This is a genomic window from Ruegeria sp. CDSA089 (assembly GCF_059612205.1).
The window spans coordinates 177,284-194,154 of record NZ_JBXWQD010000001.1 but is presented as its reverse complement, the minus strand read 5'-3'; the positions used below and the strand labels follow the sequence as shown (position 1 = coordinate 194,154).

16 protein-coding genes are annotated in these 16,871 nt (G+C 64.4%); 1 reads left to right on the top strand and 15 read right to left on the bottom strand.

Going from position 1 to position 16,871, the window contains the following annotated elements; genetic code table 11:
- Window positions 1-4: 4 nt before the first annotated feature.
- From AC2FJ6_RS01000 to AC2FJ6_RS00950, 11 genes are all read right to left on the bottom strand, one after another.
- On the bottom strand, window positions 5-1,228 hold the full coding sequence (locus AC2FJ6_RS01000) for a TraB/TrbI/VirB10 family type IV secretion system protein (protein ID WP_496668185.1): 1,224 nt from the start codon (window positions 1,226-1,228) through the stop codon (window positions 5-7).
- 3 nt (window positions 1,229-1,231) lie between these two features.
- On the bottom strand, window positions 1,232-2,290 hold the full coding sequence (gene trbG, locus AC2FJ6_RS00995) for a P-type conjugative transfer protein TrbG (RefSeq protein WP_496668183.1): 1,059 nt from the start codon (window positions 2,288-2,290) through the stop codon (window positions 1,232-1,234).
- Window positions 2,287-2,976 carry a conjugal transfer protein TrbF gene (gene trbF / locus AC2FJ6_RS00990; RefSeq protein WP_496668587.1) on the bottom strand — a complete coding sequence of 230 codons (690 nt, stop codon included), beginning with the start codon at window positions 2,974-2,976 and terminating at the stop codon, window positions 2,287-2,289. The genes trbG and trbF overlap by 4 nt, the downstream gene beginning before the upstream one ends.
- Window positions 2,970-4,259 carry a P-type conjugative transfer protein TrbL gene (trbL, locus tag AC2FJ6_RS00985; protein ID WP_496668181.1) on the bottom strand — a complete coding sequence of 430 codons (1,290 nt, stop codon included), beginning with the start codon at window positions 4,257-4,259 and terminating at the stop codon, window positions 2,970-2,972. The genes trbF and trbL overlap by 7 nt, the downstream gene beginning before the upstream one ends.
- 3 nt (window positions 4,260-4,262) lie before the next feature.
- Window positions 4,263-4,541, bottom strand: a complete 279-nt coding sequence (gene trbK-alt / locus AC2FJ6_RS00980) for a putative entry exclusion protein TrbK-alt (protein ID WP_496668179.1) — start codon at window positions 4,539-4,541, stop codon at window positions 4,263-4,265.
- A gap of 6 nt (window positions 4,542-4,547) precedes the next feature.
- The gene (trbJ, locus tag AC2FJ6_RS00975) at window positions 4,548-5,327 is read right to left on the bottom strand and encodes a P-type conjugative transfer protein TrbJ (RefSeq protein ID WP_496668177.1); all 780 of its coding nucleotides are present in this window, start codon (window positions 5,325-5,327) and stop codon (window positions 4,548-4,550) included.
- Complete coding sequence (gene trbE / locus AC2FJ6_RS00970; RefSeq protein WP_496668175.1) at window positions 5,305-7,803, bottom strand: conjugal transfer protein TrbE; 2,499 nt, start codon at window positions 7,801-7,803, stop codon at window positions 5,305-5,307. Before trbE ends, trbJ begins: the two co-directional genes overlap by 23 nt.
- Before the next feature lie 4 nt (window positions 7,804-7,807).
- Window positions 7,808-8,077, bottom strand: a complete 270-nt coding sequence (locus tag AC2FJ6_RS00965; RefSeq protein WP_081533694.1) for a VirB3 family type IV secretion system protein — start codon at window positions 8,075-8,077, stop codon at window positions 7,808-7,810.
- Complete coding sequence (locus AC2FJ6_RS00960) at window positions 8,074-8,406, bottom strand: TrbC/VirB2 family type IV secretion system protein (RefSeq protein WP_496668173.1); 333 nt, start codon at window positions 8,404-8,406, stop codon at window positions 8,074-8,076. The genes AC2FJ6_RS00965 and AC2FJ6_RS00960 overlap by 4 nt, the downstream gene beginning before the upstream one ends.
- The gene (gene trbB, locus AC2FJ6_RS00955; RefSeq protein WP_496668585.1) at window positions 8,403-9,338 is read right to left on the bottom strand and encodes a P-type conjugative transfer ATPase TrbB; all 936 of its coding nucleotides are present in this window, start codon (window positions 9,336-9,338) and stop codon (window positions 8,403-8,405) included. Before trbB ends, AC2FJ6_RS00960 begins: the two co-directional genes overlap by 4 nt.
- A 292-nt stretch (window positions 9,339-9,630) precedes the next feature.
- The gene (locus tag AC2FJ6_RS00950; RefSeq protein ID WP_496668171.1) at window positions 9,631-10,614 is read right to left on the bottom strand and encodes an SDR family oxidoreductase; all 984 of its coding nucleotides are present in this window, start codon (window positions 10,612-10,614) and stop codon (window positions 9,631-9,633) included.
- A 121-nt stretch (window positions 10,615-10,735) separates the two neighbouring features.
- On the opposite strand from AC2FJ6_RS00950, the gene AC2FJ6_RS00945 reads away from it, so the two are divergent.
- Entirely contained in the window at window positions 10,736-11,650 is a 915-nt protein-coding gene (locus AC2FJ6_RS00945) for a LysR family transcriptional regulator (RefSeq protein ID WP_496668169.1), read from the top strand.
- Between the two features lie 28 nt (window positions 11,651-11,678).
- On the opposite strand, the gene AC2FJ6_RS00940 is transcribed toward AC2FJ6_RS00945, so the two are convergent.
- The 4 genes from AC2FJ6_RS00940 to AC2FJ6_RS00925 form a co-directional block, all read right to left on the bottom strand.
- Window positions 11,679-12,083 (bottom strand): ribbon-helix-helix domain-containing protein, encoded by a 405-nt coding sequence (locus AC2FJ6_RS00940; protein WP_496668167.1) that lies wholly within the window; start codon window positions 12,081-12,083, stop codon window positions 11,679-11,681.
- A gap of 24 nt (window positions 12,084-12,107) precedes the next feature.
- Window positions 12,108-14,102 carry a conjugal transfer protein TraG gene (locus AC2FJ6_RS00935; protein ID WP_496668164.1) on the bottom strand — a complete coding sequence of 665 codons (1,995 nt, stop codon included), beginning with the start codon at window positions 14,100-14,102 and terminating at the stop codon, window positions 12,108-12,110.
- A gap of 13 nt (window positions 14,103-14,115) precedes the next feature.
- Window positions 14,116-15,870 (bottom strand): relaxase/mobilization nuclease domain-containing protein, encoded by a 1,755-nt coding sequence (locus AC2FJ6_RS00930; protein WP_496668162.1) that lies wholly within the window; start codon window positions 15,868-15,870, stop codon window positions 14,116-14,118.
- 247 nt (window positions 15,871-16,117) lie between these two features.
- Entirely contained in the window at window positions 16,118-16,867 is a 750-nt protein-coding gene (locus tag AC2FJ6_RS00925) for a lytic transglycosylase domain-containing protein (RefSeq protein ID WP_496668160.1), read from the bottom strand.
- Window positions 16,868-16,871: the final 4 nt, after the last annotated feature.

The following is a 16,871-nucleotide window of genomic DNA, read 5'->3' as shown; positions in this document are numbered from 1 at the left end:
TTGTTCAACGGGCCTCTCCTTGCGGTTCCAAGATCAGATCGCGCGTCACCATGACCCGAACCGGGAAACCCGGCCGGATCGTCAGCGTCGGCGGGATGCCAAGCTGGCGCTGCACAATGGCTTCGCCTGCGCGCCCGATCGTGTCCTGGGTGCCATCGCGGATCGCTTCGGCGATCTCGTCGCCGCCATCCTCGCCGGTTTCGAGACCGATATTGAGGATCGTGGCGAGACCGGCGGCACGGAACAACTGGCCCCAGTGATTGTCGACACCGTCTTCGAGCCCGGCATATCCCGCCTGATCGGTGCCGGGCTGGCGTTCGAGGACGATCGAGCGCCCGTCGGGTAGGATCAATCGGGTCCACGCCAAGAGGACGCGCCGCTGACCGGCTTCAACGCGGCTATCATATTCGCCGAGGAGACGCGATCCTTGCGGGATCAGCCGGAATTGCCCGGTCGGGCTGTCATAGACATTTGCGGTAACCTGCGCGGTGATCTGCCCGGGTAGATCGGAGCGAAGCCCGGTGAGAAGCGCGGCTTCGATGATCGATCCCGCTTGAAGGATGTAGGGGCTCGGTGGGCTTTGCAGCCGATCTGCGGCGGTGGTTCGTCGATCGACTTCACGGTCGAGAAACGCTTCCTGTCGCTCGGTCGTGTCAGGTTGGCGTGTCGGCCCGGCAAACGCCGGGAATAGACTCTGCAGTCCGGGCGCCGGAGATGTTGTGGATGCAGCCTGTGGCCGCGCCGCCCCTGCGCCAGTCGTCCTTGTGTCTGCGAATAGCGTTGCGAGCCGCGCGGCCTCCGCCTCCTGCAAACGCAGTTGTTCTTCCGAATCGACGACGGGTCCTGTCGCGGGCACGACGGGCACGGGCTCACCCCGCCGCTGTGCAGACAGAACCGGCCGCCCGAGTTCACCCGGAAGCGGCGGTCCGAGCTGTGGGATCGATGCGTAGTCGCGCGGCAAACCCAAAAGGCCCTCGGCCTCCTGGACCCGTTCAGTCGAGAAGAGTTCCGATGGCCCATCGCCTGGATCGGACCCTTGCAAGGCGACGATCAGGATCGCTCCGATGCCGAGCCCACCCGCTACGGCGAAAACCGTGATCGCCTTGCGCGAGAGCCGCATGACGCGCGGCGGATCGGGCCGTAAGCGCAGTTTCTTGGCGATGTCCTGTTCGGTACGTAGCGGCTCTTCTGGCCGGTAGTCTTGTTGCTGGTCTTCGGTCCCGGTCATGGCTCAGCGGTCCTCATCGGGACGCCACGCAGAGACCACGCGTTCCTCCCGCCGCGCTGAACGCCGGACCCCATCGGTGCGCACGATCCGGACGACCCGCTGACGATCCCCAAGCCGAAGCTCGGCGGCGGCGAAGAGGCGATCGACGATCATGTAGTTGCGACGGATACGGTAGTTTACGAGCTGACCGTCGCCTTCCGGCCCGATCACGAAGAGCGGCGGCATCTCGCCCTGGCCGATCCCGCGCGGGAATTCGATGAAAACCTGCCGCCCGTCATCGAAGGCGCTTCGCGGCCGCCAGGGCGCGCGGTCGCCGGTGATGCGATAGCGGAAGTTCAGGTCGTCGAGATCGACATTGCGTCCGATAGGGAGGCTCGCCTCGGTGCGGTCGTTTTGGCGGCGCAGCGCGATCAGATCGTCTTCGGGATATTGCCATGAGACCGACGCCATATAGGCCTGCGGCGTCGCACGCAGTTCGAGGTGGTAGGTCCGCCGGTCGGTGTTGATGACGAGATTAGTGACGAGATCGGGTCGGATCGGTTTAACGAGCACATGGATGCGGCGGCTGTCGCCGGAGCCGCTCTCGGTGTCGCCGATGATCCAGCGTGCGGTATCACCCGCTGCGATCGGCCCCGAACCGACTAGGCTCTCACCTGCTTGCAGGGCGATGTCGGTTACCTGCCCGGGCGACGTGTAAACCTGATAGAGCGCGCCGGAGCTGTAGGGATAGAGCTGCACGGCGTTGATAAAGCCGTCGCGCACCGGCTCGATCCGGGCAGCCGCGTTGGCGTTGGTCACACGCTCGGTCGGCTCGGACGCTTCTGCCGGACGATCGTCCGCATCGACCCGCATGAGCTGGCCCGGCAAAGGCAAGGGCTCCGGCGTCTCCACGATCCGAACGGGGCGCGCCGGTTCCGCGACCAGCGTTGCTGCGACCGGATCGTCATATGCGATCTCTGGTGGTTTGAATGTAGCGCACCCGGCTAGCATCGAGCCGGCGAGAAGGGTTGCGATGGCAGGTTTGGCGGACATGCAGATTTTGCGTGTGATGTAATCACTCATTGGGCGTTCTCCCGTGACCAGTTGATGGCGTGGACGAAGACGCCGAGGGGGTTCTTGCGGAGGCGGTCAGCGTCGCGGGGCGGTTGGACGACGACGCTGAGGATGCCGGTCCAGCGTTCGGTGCCGGAGAGCTGGCCGTTCACGTATCGGCGTTCGATCCAGGCGACGCGGAAGCTGGAATCGGAAGCGCGGATGACGCTGGAGATTTCGGCGGTGACCTGGAGCTCGCCGACGTTGGCGAAGGGGTCGTTCTCGCGGGCGAAGTCGTTGAGCGCGACGGAGCCTCGGTCGGTGGTGAAGTCGTAGGCGCGTAGCCAGTTCTGGCGGAGCACGATCGGATCGGCGGGAATCTGGCGGACATTCTCGATGAAACGCGCGAGGTGGAACGCGATCTGCGGATCGGTGGGACGGTAGTTGGCGGTGGCGGGGGCGACGGCCTGGGCGGCTCCCAAGCGATCGACCTCGACCACATAAGGGACGATTGTGCCCTGGGTGGATTGCCAAACCAGTGCGAGGCCGAATGTCGCTGTCGTGGCGAGACAACCAATGGCCATGAGCCGCCAGTTGCGGGCCTGGACGCGGGCCGAACCCATGCGTTCATCCCAAACCTGGGCAGCCTTCTGGTAGGGGGTCACGGGGTCTGGGGTCTTTGCGTATCGCACGCTGGGTCGCTTGAATCTCATGATCTCTCCGAAAGGCTGATGGCCGTACCAGCGCCGCCGCCATCGCCGGAGCGGATGGCGTGGGCGGCAACGGCGGTGCCGTGTTGCAGGCTCTGCTGGCGCTTCATCCGGCGCGCCCAGGCGGGCGGACCGTCATTCGCGGGCGTGGGCATGGAAGCCGGGGAATTGCTGAACTTGCCGCCGGTGGCTTCGAAAGCGGCGCGTGAACCGGAGCGGTAGCTGTCACCGACGGCGCGCTTGAGGGGGCTGACGGCCATATTGACTCCGGCCTGACCGACCGCAGCCATGCCGCTCGCGGCCTTCCCGGCGGTGGATGTGCCCGAGGCCGCGCCGATCTTGAAGGCGGTCGAGGCGCCGCCTGCGACGGCAGACCCGCCGCGCAAAGCTGCGCCACCGGCGGCCCCAGCTATTTTCGCACCTGCAACGCCTCCGGCGACAACGCCGCCCGCTGCGAGACCGGCTCCGACGGCAGCGCCAGCACCAAGTTGCGGTCCGCCTGAGACGATCCCGTTCGCAATGCCGGGGCCAAAGATACCAAGCGCGAGGAGCGACAGCGCCGCGAGAACGACGGCCATCGCGTCATTGATAGTCGGTTCGCCCGTGAAGCCTGCGGTGAACTCGCCGAAGATGGTCGAGCCGATCCCGACGATGACCGCGAGCACCAGTACCTTGACGCCCGAGGAAATCACGAGACCGAGCACGCGTTCGGCCATGAAGGCGGTTCTGTTGAAGAGGCCGAAGGGCACGAGGACGAAGCCCGCGAGCGTCGCCAGCTTGAACTCGATCAGGGTGACGAAGAGCTGGATCGCGAGGATGAAGAAGGAGAGCAGGACGACGATCCAAGCGAAGAGCAGGATCGAGATCTGGATGAAGTTCTCGAAGAAGGAAACGAAGCCCATCAGGTCGGCAATGGATTCGAGAATGGGCTGCCCGGCTTCGAGCCCGACGGCTGCGATGCGTCCAGGCTGCAGGAGCTCGCCCGCGCCTATCGCGCCGCCTGTGGCGACGAGGCCCAGCCCCGCGAAGCTCTCGAAGACGATCCGCGCGAGCGTGTTCCAGTTGCTGATGATGTAGGCGAAGATACCGACGAAGAGTGTCTTCTTGACGAGCCGCCCGATGATGTCGTCGTCAGCACCCCAGGCCCAGAAGAGCGCGGCGAGCGTGACGTCGATGACGATGAGCGTCGTGGCGAGAAAGGCAACGTCGCCACCGAGCAGGCCGAACCCGCTGTCGATATAGGTTGTGAAGACCTCCAGGAACCGATCGATGACGCCGACGCCGTCCATGCCCTACTCCGTCTCAGGATCGTTGGTGGAGGTGCCGAAGAACCGGCGACGGTTCTCCTCCCAGGCGGCCTGACACTCGGTGTCGGCTTCGAGCGCTTCCGGGGTGAGCGTGCGGCACCGCTGGAGGGTCTCGCGCAGCGGATCGTCCGAGACCACCGTCTCCGGCTCGGTCGCACGCTCCTCTTCAAGGGCGCGCTGGAGTTCCATCGCCGCCATGAGCGCGGCAATGGCGCCCAAGGCGATGGCGATGGCTTTCAGCGTGGTCTCGGCGGTCAGCTTCATCGCGGCCTACCGGAACATCCGGACGGTGGTCGGCTCGTAGCCGGAACCGTAGTCGAGGAAGAGGGTGAGGTTCTCGCGTGCCTGTGCCTCGGCCGTGGCAACACGCGCCGCTTCGAGCGATTGCGCGCGGTTCTGTGCGGCGATCGCGGCGGTCAGATCGGAGATCTGCTGACTCTGCAGCGCGAGGAGTTGGTTGCCGGCCTGGGTCGCTTGAAGCGCACCAGTGGCGGCCTGGCTGCGACCGACAAGCGCCTGCATCTCCGCGCGGGCCGTCTCGATATTGCCGACAACACCCGCCTGAACCTTGAGCGCGTCCTCGAACCCGGCGACCGAGGTGCGCCAGCGGTCCTGCGCGCCCGCGATCATCTCGTCGAAATCTCCGCGCGCGGCGGCCGCTCCGTAATCCTGCGTGAAGGCTTCGTCGATTGTCGCCACGTCATGGGCGATGCGCTGTGCCTGATTCAAGAGCTGCTGTATTTGCTGGACCGAGGATTGCAACCGAGAAAGCGAAGAGTACGGCAGGCTCGCGAGATTGCGGGCCTGATTGACCAGCATCTGCGTCTCGTTTTGGATCTGGGCGATCTGGTTGTTGATCTGCTCCAGCGTGCGGGCGGCGGTCAGCAGGTTCTCGGCGTGGTTGGTCGGGTCGTAGACGATCCCGCCGAAGCCACCGCCGAAGAACGCGTGGGCGGGCGGTGCCGTGGCGGGCGTCAGCACAATCGCGCTCGATAGCAACAGGGCCGCGGCGGCGCGGCCTGCGAGATTACGTGTCCTGGTCTTTAACATCAGTCTTCTCCTTGTCGTCGTTTGCTTCAGGGGTTGCGGATGGGGTGGCCTCGATCACGGCATCGGAGGGACCGAGCAGTTCGGTCGCCCAATCGAGGCCGCGGCAGGCGAGCCAGGCGGCGGCGAAGCCGTCCCGCCCGTGTTCTTCGAGGATCGCGTCGATGGCTGCGTGATCGGACTTCGACGACGCCGCGGTGAAAGCGAGTGCCACTTCGCCGAGACCGAGGGCGAAGAGCCGGTTGCCGCGGCGCGACTGGCAGTAATAGTCGCGCTTGGGCGTGGCCCTCGCGATGATCTCGATCTGCCGGTCGTTCAGGCCGAAACTGCGATAGGTCGCCGCGATCTGTGGCTCGAAAGCGCGCTCGTTGGGCAGGAAGATGCGGGTCGGGCAGCTCTCGACGATGGCGGGTGCGATGTCGGACCCGTCGATGTCGGCGAGCGATTGGGTGGCGAAGATGACGGAGGCGTTCTTCTTGCGGAGCGTCTTCAACCATTCGCGCAGTTGCGAGCCGAAGGTGGCGTCGTCGAGCGCGAGCCAGCCCTCGTCGACGATGATGAGGCTCGGCCGTCCGTCGAGCCGCGCTTCGATCCGGTGGAAGAGATAGGCGAGGACGGCGGGAGCTGCGGCGGAGCCGATCAGCCCTTCCGTCTCGAAGGCCTGAAAGTCGGCCGGGCCAAGATGTTCGCATTCCGCATCGAGTAAGCGCCCGAACGGACCGCCGAGGCAGAACGGCGCGAGTGCGCGCTTCAGGTCGTTCGATTGCAAGAGGACCGCGAGGCCCGTCAGTGTGCGTTCTTCGATCGGGGCTGACGCGAGCGAGGTGAGCGCAGACCAAAGATGATCGCGCGCTATGGGGTCGATGGTGACGCCTTCGCGGGCGAGCAGCCCGGCGAGCCAGTCCTGCGCCCAGCTGCGTTCCGCGGCATCGTCGATCCGGGCGAGCGGTTGTAGCTGGACCGCGTCGTCTTCGTCGGACAGCGCGAGGCCGAGATCTTCCCAATCTCCGCCGCAAGCCAGGGTCGCGCAGCGGATCGACCCCCCGAAATCGAAAGCGAAGATCTGCGCGTCTGAATAGCGCCGGAACTGCAGCGCCATCAGCGCCAGCAACACCGACTTGCCCGCACCGGTCGGGCCGACCACGAGCGTGTGGCCGACATCGCCGACATGGGTAGAGAAGCGAAACGGCGTCGCGCCTTGTGTTTCGGCGTAGAACAGCGGCGGTCCTTCGAGATGCTCGTTGCGTGCGGGTCCAGCCCAGACCGCCGAGATCGGGATCATATGCGCGAGATTGAGCGTCGAGATTGGCGGTTGTCGGACATTCGCGTAGAGGTGCCCGGGCAGCGATCCGAGCCAGGCTTCGATCGCGTTCAGCGTTTCGGGGATGCAGGTGAAGTCGCGGCCCTGGACGACCTTTTCGGCGAGCTTGATCTTGGCGTCCGCCGCGCGCTCATCCGCGTCCCAGACGGTGATTGTCGCCGTGACATAGGCAGCTCCGACGATGTCGCTTCCGAGTTCCTGCAAGGCTTCGTCGGCATCGAGCGCCTTGTTGTCGGCGTCGGAATCCAGAAGTGTCGAAGCTTCGTTGGTCATCACCTCCTTCAGGATCGCCGCGACCGATTTGCGCTTGGCGAACCACTGGCGGCGGATGCGGGTGAAGAGTTTCGTAGCGTCAATCTTGTCGAGGCAGATGGCGCGCGTCGCCCAGCGATATTCGAAAGCCTGCGCGTTGAGCTCGTCGAGAAGTCCGGGCCAAGTCGATGTCGGAAACCCGACGATGGACAGCGTGCGCAGATGCGCCGTGCCGAGCTTTGGCGCGAGCCCGGCGACCAGCGGCTCGTCCGCCAGATAGGCGTCGAGATGCATCGGAGTCTCGGGAACGCGGACGGATTGTGCCCGTGTCGAGATCGTCGAATGGAGATAAGACAGCGTCTCCGCGTCATCGAGCCAGACAGCTTCGGGCATGAAGCCCTCGAACAGGTCTAGCAGCCGGTCCGCGCGCGACTGGAACGCCGCGAGGTGTTGTTTCGGATTGGCGCCCTTGCTCGGCGCGTCTTCGAACAGCCACCCGCTCGCCCGGCTCGTATCGTCAGCGGGCGGCATCCAGGTCAGCGTCAGGAAGTAGTGGCTCTCATAATGAGATGACGCTTCTTCGAATTGTGCGCGCCTCTCCGCATCCACCAATGCGGATACTGGATCAGGAAATTCCGACAGCGGATAATCGCGCGCCGGGATGCGCTGCGCTTCGACGAACATCGCCCAGCCCGACCCCAAACGCCGCAAGGCACTGTTCAGACGCGCGGCTGTGGCGACCAGTTCGGCGGGCGTCGCGGAGTCGAGATCGGGACCGCGGAACCGAGCTGTTCGCTGGATGCTGCCGTCCTTGTTCAGGATCACGCCTTCGCCGATGAGTGCCGCCCAAGGCAGGAAGTCGGCGAGCAACGCAGCTTTGGAACGGTATTCGGCGAGACGCATCATCTCCTCACACCCCCATCCACGTTGGGTAACGGAGGTGGCGGCGCGCCACGTCGGCGATCTGCGCGTCGCGCTTGGCGGCGTAGACCGCCAGCATGTGACCGATGGCCCAGAGAGCGAGCCCGACCAGCCAGAGCCGGAGGCCCAGACCCACGGCGGCCGCTATGGTGCCGTTGGCGATCGCGATGGTTCGCGGTGCGCCGCCGAGCAGGATCGGTTCGGTCAGTGCGCGATGAACCGGCGCGGTGAAACCGGGGATGTCGGTGGGATCGCTCATACAAGGACGCCGCCACCGAAGGAGAAGAAAGACAGGAAGAAGCTGGATGCGGCGAACGCGATAGAGAGGCCGAAGACGATCTGTACGAGCCGCCGCGCGCCGCCCGAGGTGTCGCCGAACGCAAGCGTCAGGCCGGTTATGATGATGATCATTACGGCGACGATCTTGGCGACAGGGCCTTCGATCGACTCCAGGATCGCTTGGAGCGGCGCTTCCCAGGGCATGCCCGACCCCGCGGCCTCGGCCTGTCCGGCGGCGAGCAGAAATCCGATCGCGATGGCGAACGCGTAAAGCGGCGCGCGAGGATAGAGTTGGAGAGTTCGGGTCATGGGGCGGTTCCTTTCGGTTTGGTGAGAAGGGAATGGAGCGCGTAATCGCCGTCGCCCGTGAGGCCGGTGACGCGGGCGAGGTCCGCGAGACGGCGATCGCTGCCGCGCCCTTGAAGGACGGCGAGCACGTCGATGGTCTCCGCGATCAGGGCGCGCGGGACGGTGACAACGGCTTCCTGGATGAGCTGTTCGAGGCGGCGCAGCGCGCCGATGGCCGAGCCCGCGTGGATGGTGCCGATCCCGCCCGGATGGCCGGTGCCCCAGGCTTTGAGCAGATCGAGGGCTTCAGACCCGCGCACCTCACCGATGGGGATACGATCCGGGCGCAGGCGAAGCGATGAGCGGACAAGGTCGGAGAGCGTCGCAACGCCGTCCTTGGTGCGGATCGCCACGAGGTTGGGCGTCGTGCATTGCAGCTCGCGTGTATCTTCGATCAGGACGACGCGGTCGGAAGTCTTGGCCACTTCGGCCAGCAGCGCATTGGTGAGCGTGGTCTTGCCCGTGGATGTGCCGCCTGCGACGAGGATATTGGCACGGGATGCGACGGCTTCGCGCAATGCACCGGCTGCGGCGGCGTCCATGATCCCGGCGCGGACATAATCGTCGAGCGTGAAGACGGCGACGGCGGGCTTGCGGATCGCGAACGTGGGCGCGGCGACGACCGGAGGGAGCAATCCTTCGAAGCGTTCGCCGGTGCCGGGCAACTCGGCAGAGACGCGCGGGGCTTCGGCATGGACTTCCGCGCCGACGTGATGGGCAATGAGACGGACGATCCGCTCGCCATCGTCGGCAGTAAGCGTGGCGCCCGTATCGCAGAGACCCTCGCCGAGCCGGTCGACCCAGAGGCGTCCGCATGGATTGAGCATCACTTCGACTACGGCGTCCTCGTCGAGCCAGGCCGCGATATCGGCCCCAAGCGCCGTGCGGAGCATGCGGGAACCGCGCTCGATCGCTGCTGATTTGAGTTTGTGGACGGTCATTGGCGGCCCCGCATCTGGTTACGGGGTCGATCAAGAAGACCGTTAATCGATCATCGGCAACAAGTTTTGGTGTGTCGTAGTGGGCTAGCGTGGAAAGGCAGGCTGCGTGGTGGATCGCAGCCCGCCAAGTTGTTCACGCTATCGAGATGCAAAGAAGGAGCCGACAGGTTTTGTGGCTCCTTCTGGCAGTTCGATGTGCCTGCGATTGAGTGCTTTGCGCCCTCACTCGCTGAGCGTCGAGGGTCTATGCCGTATAACTGGCGTTGTAGCCAAGCGCGACGTCGAGAACGAGACCGGAGACGGACGTCGCCGCATCCGAGGCGAGGTAGACAGCACCATCGGCGATCTCGCGGGGCTCGCTCGCTGGCTTTTCGCCGAGCGGCAGTGCCGGGTTCAGCATCTCGTCCTGACGGGCGCTCGATTCCGCCGCCGTCATGGATGCGACGTCGATGCCCATCGACCGCTTCTGCCCATCGGAACGGTACATCGGCGTGTCGACCGGACCCGGAGCAATGACATTGGCGCGGATGTTGTCCGGGCCGAGTTCCAATGCGGCTTGCTTGGTCAGTCCGATGACGGCCCATTTGGATGAGTTGTAAGCCCCGTTGCCGCGCACGCCCTGTCGGCCCGCGATGGAGGAGAGCGAGATCAGCGATCCACCGCCGCGTTCGCGCAATGCCGGGATGGCTGCCTTGAACGAGTTAAAGACGCCGTGGACGTTCACGTCATAGACGCTCTTCCAATCGAGCTCGGTGCCGTCGGCAAAGCCATGCCAGCGCACATAGCCGGCATTGGCGACCATGATATCGAGCCCGCCGAAGCGTTCGACCGTGCGGGCGACGGCGCCGGCCATATCGCCTTCGCTGCGGACGTCGGCGACGATCTTCAGCGTATCGGGATTGATCGCCCGCACGCTCTGATAGGCCGCTTCGAACTCCTCGGCATTGGCGATGCGAAAGCCGTCGACGGCCGGGACGGCATTGGGGTCGGCGATGTCGAGCATGACGACCGAAGCGCCTGCGCGGGCATATGCTTCAGCAACCGCACGACCGATGCCGCGGGCGGCGCCCGTCACCAAGGCCACCTTGCCCTCGAGCTGACCTGTCTGGCCACTGGTCTGCGCGTTAGCACCGGTCGCCGCGGCCAGTGCGCTTCCGGCGATGGCGGCCCCGCTGGCAGCGCCGAGGCGCAGGAAGTCGCGGCGGTCATTGTTGGTTTCGTTGGTCATCGGTTTTCTCCTTTGCTTTTGCGACGCAGATCATTCCGCGTCTTCGAGAGAAAAGATGACATCTGCCAACTGATAAGATAATCCGCTATATCTTGGATGACCCAATTAGCAGGGCTTAACAATGAAGCGGACCGATACCGACGGGCTTCTACCCTTCCTTGCAGTCGTGGAAGAAGGGACCTTCCGCGCCGCCGCCCGGCGATTGAACGTGACGCCGTCTGCCGTGAGCCAGTCCGTCAAGGCGCTCGAAGAGCGTTTGGGCGTTCCGCTGCTCACGCGCTCGACCCGAAGCGTCGGTATGACCCAGGCCGGCCAAGTGCTGGCCGCTCGATGCGGCCCCGCAATGACTGAGATCTCCGATGCGCTTGACAGCGTCCGAGACTTTGGCGAACGGCCCTCGGGGCTCTTGCGGATCAATGCGCCCCGGCTCGCCCTGCCGGTGATTTTCGAGCGGGTGCTCACGCCATTCCACGACGCCTTTCCCGACGTCCAGGTCGAACTCTTCCTCGACGACGGGCTTGCTGATATCGTCGGAGACGGCTTCGACGCAGGCATCCGGCTCGGGCAGATGGTCGAAACCGACATGGTGTCGACGGCGATCACGCCGTCCTCGCGCATGGCCGTCGTCGCGTCTCCCGCCTATCTCGAAAAGCATGGTACGCCCGAGACACCTGACGATCTCGCAAATCACCGCTGCATCAATTTCCGGCGACCGACGCGCAAGACGCTTTATCATTGGCGGTTCGTGGAAAACGGCGAAGACCGCCATGTCCCGGTGCGCGGTGACGTCATCGTCAATGACCCGAACGCCAAGCTGCACGCGGCCCGGTCTGGCCTCGGACTTGCCTATGAGATCGAGCCCATGGTGCGGGCCGATGTCGAAGAAGGCGAGCTTGTCCACGTCCTGAACGATCACCTGCCCAAGATCCCGGGATTTCATGTCTATTTTGCCAGTCGCTCGCAGGTCATGCTGAAACTGCGGGTCTTCATCGACTTCACCAAGGCGATGCTGCTCTCGGACAGCAGTGAGCACTGATCTGAAAGAAGGGTCACATTTTGCCGATTCAGGATCTGTCCTCCGAGACCTCTTTCGTCAGCGTGCGCCCCTTCGCCAACCGACGCCCAAGCGTCTCTAGGAACCCGCCATATCGCTCCTTACCTGAAACCTGCGCGGCCTCGCGCATTTCGTCCGGCAGCGGCGGCGTGGTGGTGAGCCAGAATTTCACGAAGAGTGCCACGGCTTCGTTGCCGATTGACTGATCCCTCTCAAGGCGCTCGACGGCCCGGGTCAAGCGATCCAATCGACGCACAATTGCCGCCTCGCGCTGATCCGCTCCATCGGGAGATAGAAACGCCGCGAGCGCTGCCTCTACGACCTGTGATTTGGAGACCTTCCGTCGCGCCGCGAGCGCCTCCAATTCTCCAGACAGCGACGGGTCGAAATACACGTTGAGGCGCTCCTTCTTCATCTGGCCTTCCTCATTCCGGGCACCTCACAGCTCGATCCCGTCATCGGGATCGAGCGAGGCCTGCCGCGCGACCGTTCCGAACCGGTCGCGCATGGCCTTGGCCCTCTGCGCATCGTCCTCCGGTTCGTCGTCGAGATCGGCGAATTCGCTGCGGGCTGGGGTCGGTTCTGGGGCGATGTCTTCATGTTCCGGAAGGTCGGGCTGCCGACGGATGCCGCCATCGACATCCTCGCTCGATCCCTTCCGTTTCTTCGGTGGCGGCGCGACAATCGGTTCGCGGTCGCTCCAATCGTCTGCCGAAGTGCGGACTCCCTTAGCTTGCGCATTGCGATCCGGCGGAGGGCCAATCCGTGCCTTGAACTGCGGGTCAGCATAATAGCGCGCCTTCTCCGCCCGCACCGGCGGCGCACCGGAGACGAGGACGATCTCGTCGGTCGGCGGGAGCTGCATCATCTCGCCGGGGGTGAGCAGCGGCCGTGCCGTCTCCTGTCGCGAGACCATCAAATGCCCAAGCCATGGAGACAGCCGGTGGCCGGCATAGTTCTTCATTGCGCGCATCTCCGTCGCCGTGCCGAGGGCATCGGACACCCGTTTTGCCGTCCGCTCGTCATTGGTCGCGAAGGCGACGCGCACATGGCAGTTGTCGAGAATCGCGTTGTTCTGCCCGTAGGCCTTCTCGATCTGATTGAGCGACTGCGCGATCAGGAACGCCTTGATCCCATAGCCCGCCATGAACGCGAGTTGGCTTTCGAAGAAGTCGAGCCGCCCGAGGGCTGGGAACTCATCGAGCATGAGCAGCATGCGATGGCTGCGCTTCGCGTGCAGGTCTTCGGTCAGCCTGCGGCCGATCTGGTTGAGCACGAGACGGATCAGCGGCTTGGTGCGCGAAATATCTGAGGGCGGCACGACGAGGTAGAGCGTCACCGGCCTGTCGCCGGTCACGAGATCGTCGATTCGCCAATCGCAACGACGCGTGACCTTCGCGACGACCGGATCGCGATAGAGCCCGAGGAAACTCATCGCCGTCGAGAGCACGCCCGACCGTTCATTTTCGGATTTGTTCAGGAGTTCCCGCGCGGCTTGTGCGACGGCCGGATGCGGGTGGTCGCCGAGATGTGGCGTCCGCATCATCGCCGCGAGCGTTGACTCGATCGGACGCTTCGGATCGGAGAGAAAGGCCGCGACGCCCGCCAGAGTCTTGTCGGCTTCGGCATAGAGAACATGCAGGATCGCACCGACCAGAAGCGAGTGGCTGGTTTTCTCCCAATGGTTCCGCCGTTCGAGCAGCCCTTCGGGATCGACCAGGATATCCGCGACGTTCTGGACGTCGCGCACTTCGCTGTCGCCGCGCCGCACTTCGAGCAGCGGGTTGTAGGCAGCCGAGGTCGGATCGGTCGGATCGAAGAGCAACACCCGGCTGAATCGCGACCGGTGACTGGCCGTGAGCTGCCAGTTCTCGCCCTTGATGTCGTGGACGATCGCCGAGCCCGGCCAGGTTAGAAGTGAGGGCACGACCAGCCCGACACCCTTGCCGGATCTTGTCGGCGCAAAACAGAGCACATGCTCGGGTCCGTCATGGCGGAGATAGCGAGACTGGTAGCGTCCGAGCACCACGCCGTCGTCGACGAATAATCCGGCCTCGCGCATATCTTTCTCGGTGCCCCAGCGGGCGGAGCCGTAAGTGGTCACGTTGCTCGCTTCGCGGGCGCGCAGGACGGAAAGAAAAATCGCGACGCAGACAGAAGCGATACCACCCGCACCGGCGACGATCGCGCCTTCCATGAAGACGCGCGGCGCATAGGCGTCGTACCAATACCACCAGACGAAGACATTCCACGGCGCGTAGATGGGCAGGCCGAGGATCGTCGTCATCGGCTCGCCCAATTCGGACTGAAACCCGAGCCGGAAGGCGACCCATTGCGTCGCGGCCCAGACGAAGAGCAGAGCGACGGTCGACACGATGAAGATCTGACCCCAGAGGATTGCGGTGGCCGGCGATGCGTGTTTCTTCGAGGTCATAGGGCTCTCCGGGTCAGATCGACAGGCCGCGCTTGCGGCCGAGCGACCAGTCGATGCCGCCACTTGCCGTGATCGTTCCCGAGACGGTCTGGCCAAGATGCATTTCGAGCTGGGGCTTCCAGGGGACGAGTTCGAAGCCCATCCCGTCATCGATCATGGCGAAGCGACCGGAGGCGAGGTCGAGGCGCTGGCGATACGTGCCAGCAACGGTCTCGCCGTCACTGGACTTTCGAAATGCTAGGCCGGTGTCGTCGGCGACTTTTCTTGCCGCCTTATCGAGATCGCGCTGGCGCAGCGTTTTTAGAAGATCGCGCGCGAAGGTGACGCGCTGACCTTGGCGCGTCGCCAGACCTTGACCGACCAAATGCTCGGCTCGGTTTTCCAGAGCGTCGTGGACCTCGGCTCCGAACCCGCTCTGCGCGAGCGGCGCACGGGTCTTGGCGAGCGCCAGCCGATCGACCCAGGTCGCGCCGTCGGCATCGACTTGATTGTCGAGCGCGATGTCCGACCGCCCGACTAAGGCGAGGCGTCGCGCCCCACTATCTTTCCCGGCCCAAGTCCGCGTCTCGACGATCCCGCCGATAGGCGTGTCGCCGGTGAGATCGAGATCGCGGAAGCGCAGATGATGGAGACGCCCATCGACCCCGTCGATGATCGCGTAGGCCTCGCCGGAGAGTTCGTTGTGCAGGCCGCGATCGACCAGCTTGCCGAGGATCGGATTGTCCGGTTGACCTTCGATAGCGAATTCGGATGGCGACCGCGTCTGACCAGCCATCGCCCGGTGCATCGTTTTGATGATGTCGCCGCGCACGGTAATTTCGCGCAGCGTGTCTTCCATGCCTGGCCTGAGCTGCCAGACCGAGGGCGCGAGTTTTTCGGCGAGGCCGAACCGTTCCAACGTCTGTGCCCGTCCGATCATTCGGCGCTTGAGGTCTTTGTCGTCGAGATCGGGTGCGCCGGGCCGCAAGTCAGCGACGCCGAGGGTGTCATCGGCGTAAGACCGCAGCACTCGGTCCAGACCGGTCCAGCGCTCGGCTTTCACTTCGGCATCGAGCCCGGCCGCGATCTCCTTCTCACTGCGGGGACCGAGCTCCAGCTCCACAAGCTCTTCGGCCCGGCCCCGCAGACCGCGGCTGATGTAGTCCCGGGAGATAACCAGGTCTTTGCCGTCATCGGCCTTGCCGTGGACCAGCACATGGACATGCGGATTGTCGGTGTTCCAGTGATCGACGGCGACCCAATCGAGTTCGGTGCCGAGATCGCGCTCGGCCTGGGCCATGAGGTCACGAGTGAAGGCGCGCAGATCCTCCATCTGTCCGGCGTCTTCCGGCGAGACGATGAAGCGAAAATGATGCCGATCGTCCTCGGTGCTGGCGGCAAAAACGCGGTCGTCGGCCTGCTCATGTTCTTTGTCGAACATCACCGCATTTCGGCCATCCTTGGTGACGCCCTCGCGCTTCAGATAGTCGAGGTGCTTGGCAAGCGGCGCCGAGCGAAACTTCTGGCCGCGATGTCTAACGATCCGCGCATTCACGACAACCCGACGCTGGGTTCGCGCGAGGCCACTTGAGACTCGCACGAAGCGTCCTCGTCCAAACGTCGAACGACCAGCGCGACTGCCGCTCGTCCTGAAATGATTGCCGGTATGCCCCGCTTTCTTCGCGGCGCGCATGACCTGCCCGATGAAGCTCTTGGCGCGTTTGGCTGACGGGCCTTTGTCGCGGATACGCCCCGGCTTGATGCGAATGTCGTTATCGCGCTGGCTCATGTTCGTGCCTCCCAAAAGTCAGGCATGGCACGGTGAAAGCTGATTAGAATCAGAGCGATAGCTGTGGGCGCAGCACTGTGCTCAAGTGTGCAGCACGCAAAAAATCCAACAACAACAACGCCGTAGCGCCTCCGCGCGTCCGGCCTTTTATCTTGCCCTCCCGTCGTTGAGTTTGGCTGCAATCCCCCGTCTGCCGCATTCCATACGAAGCAGCACGACAGAACGGGGCGGAGCCAGATCGGTGCGATCATCGCTCTGGCTCCCCGGTTCTGGAGACGAAGAGCGGGTTCGGTTGGTGGTTCTGCGAACCCGGCCCGGTCGGTCGTTCCGCGATCTTAACATCGACGGATGTGCGGTTTGGATCTGCATTTCGCTGCGGTTCACGCAATGCGGAAACAGGCGCAAAGAGCGGGGCCGCTTGCCATCGGTCGGCAGAAACGGTGCGTACCGGCTGCAACGGCGCTGCATCCGAAAAGCCAAGCTCCTGCGAAAGCGCTACAACGTAGCGGCGCGTTTCACGCGGCAACACGCGCCCGGTCCGCAGGTGCTCGGCATACCGTCCAGGGCCAGCATTATAGGCAGCCAAAAACCCCGGCACGCCGAACCGGTCGTACATTTGGCGAAGATAGGCAGCGCCCGCGAGGATGTTTTCGCGGCGGTCGAATGGGTCCGAGCCGAAGCCATGGGCTGCGCGAAGCTCGGCCCAGGTCCCGGGCATGATCTGCATCAGACCCATCGCACCGGCGCTACTGACGGCGCGCGCGTTGCCCGCACTTTCGGCGCGCATGACAGCGCGTATCCATCGCTCGGGGATACGGAAGCGTTGCGCGGCTTCTGCGATGTGCCCGTCGATATCGGAGGTTGGCGCGGCCGCCTGATCGGAACGGGAAGCCGTATCCTGTGCGTCTGCGGCATGCGGGTTGGCGCAGCCGGAAAGCGCGATCAGGATCGCAGAAGCGGCAACAAGGCGATGGCCGGAAGGAAGGAGGAAAGCCATACGG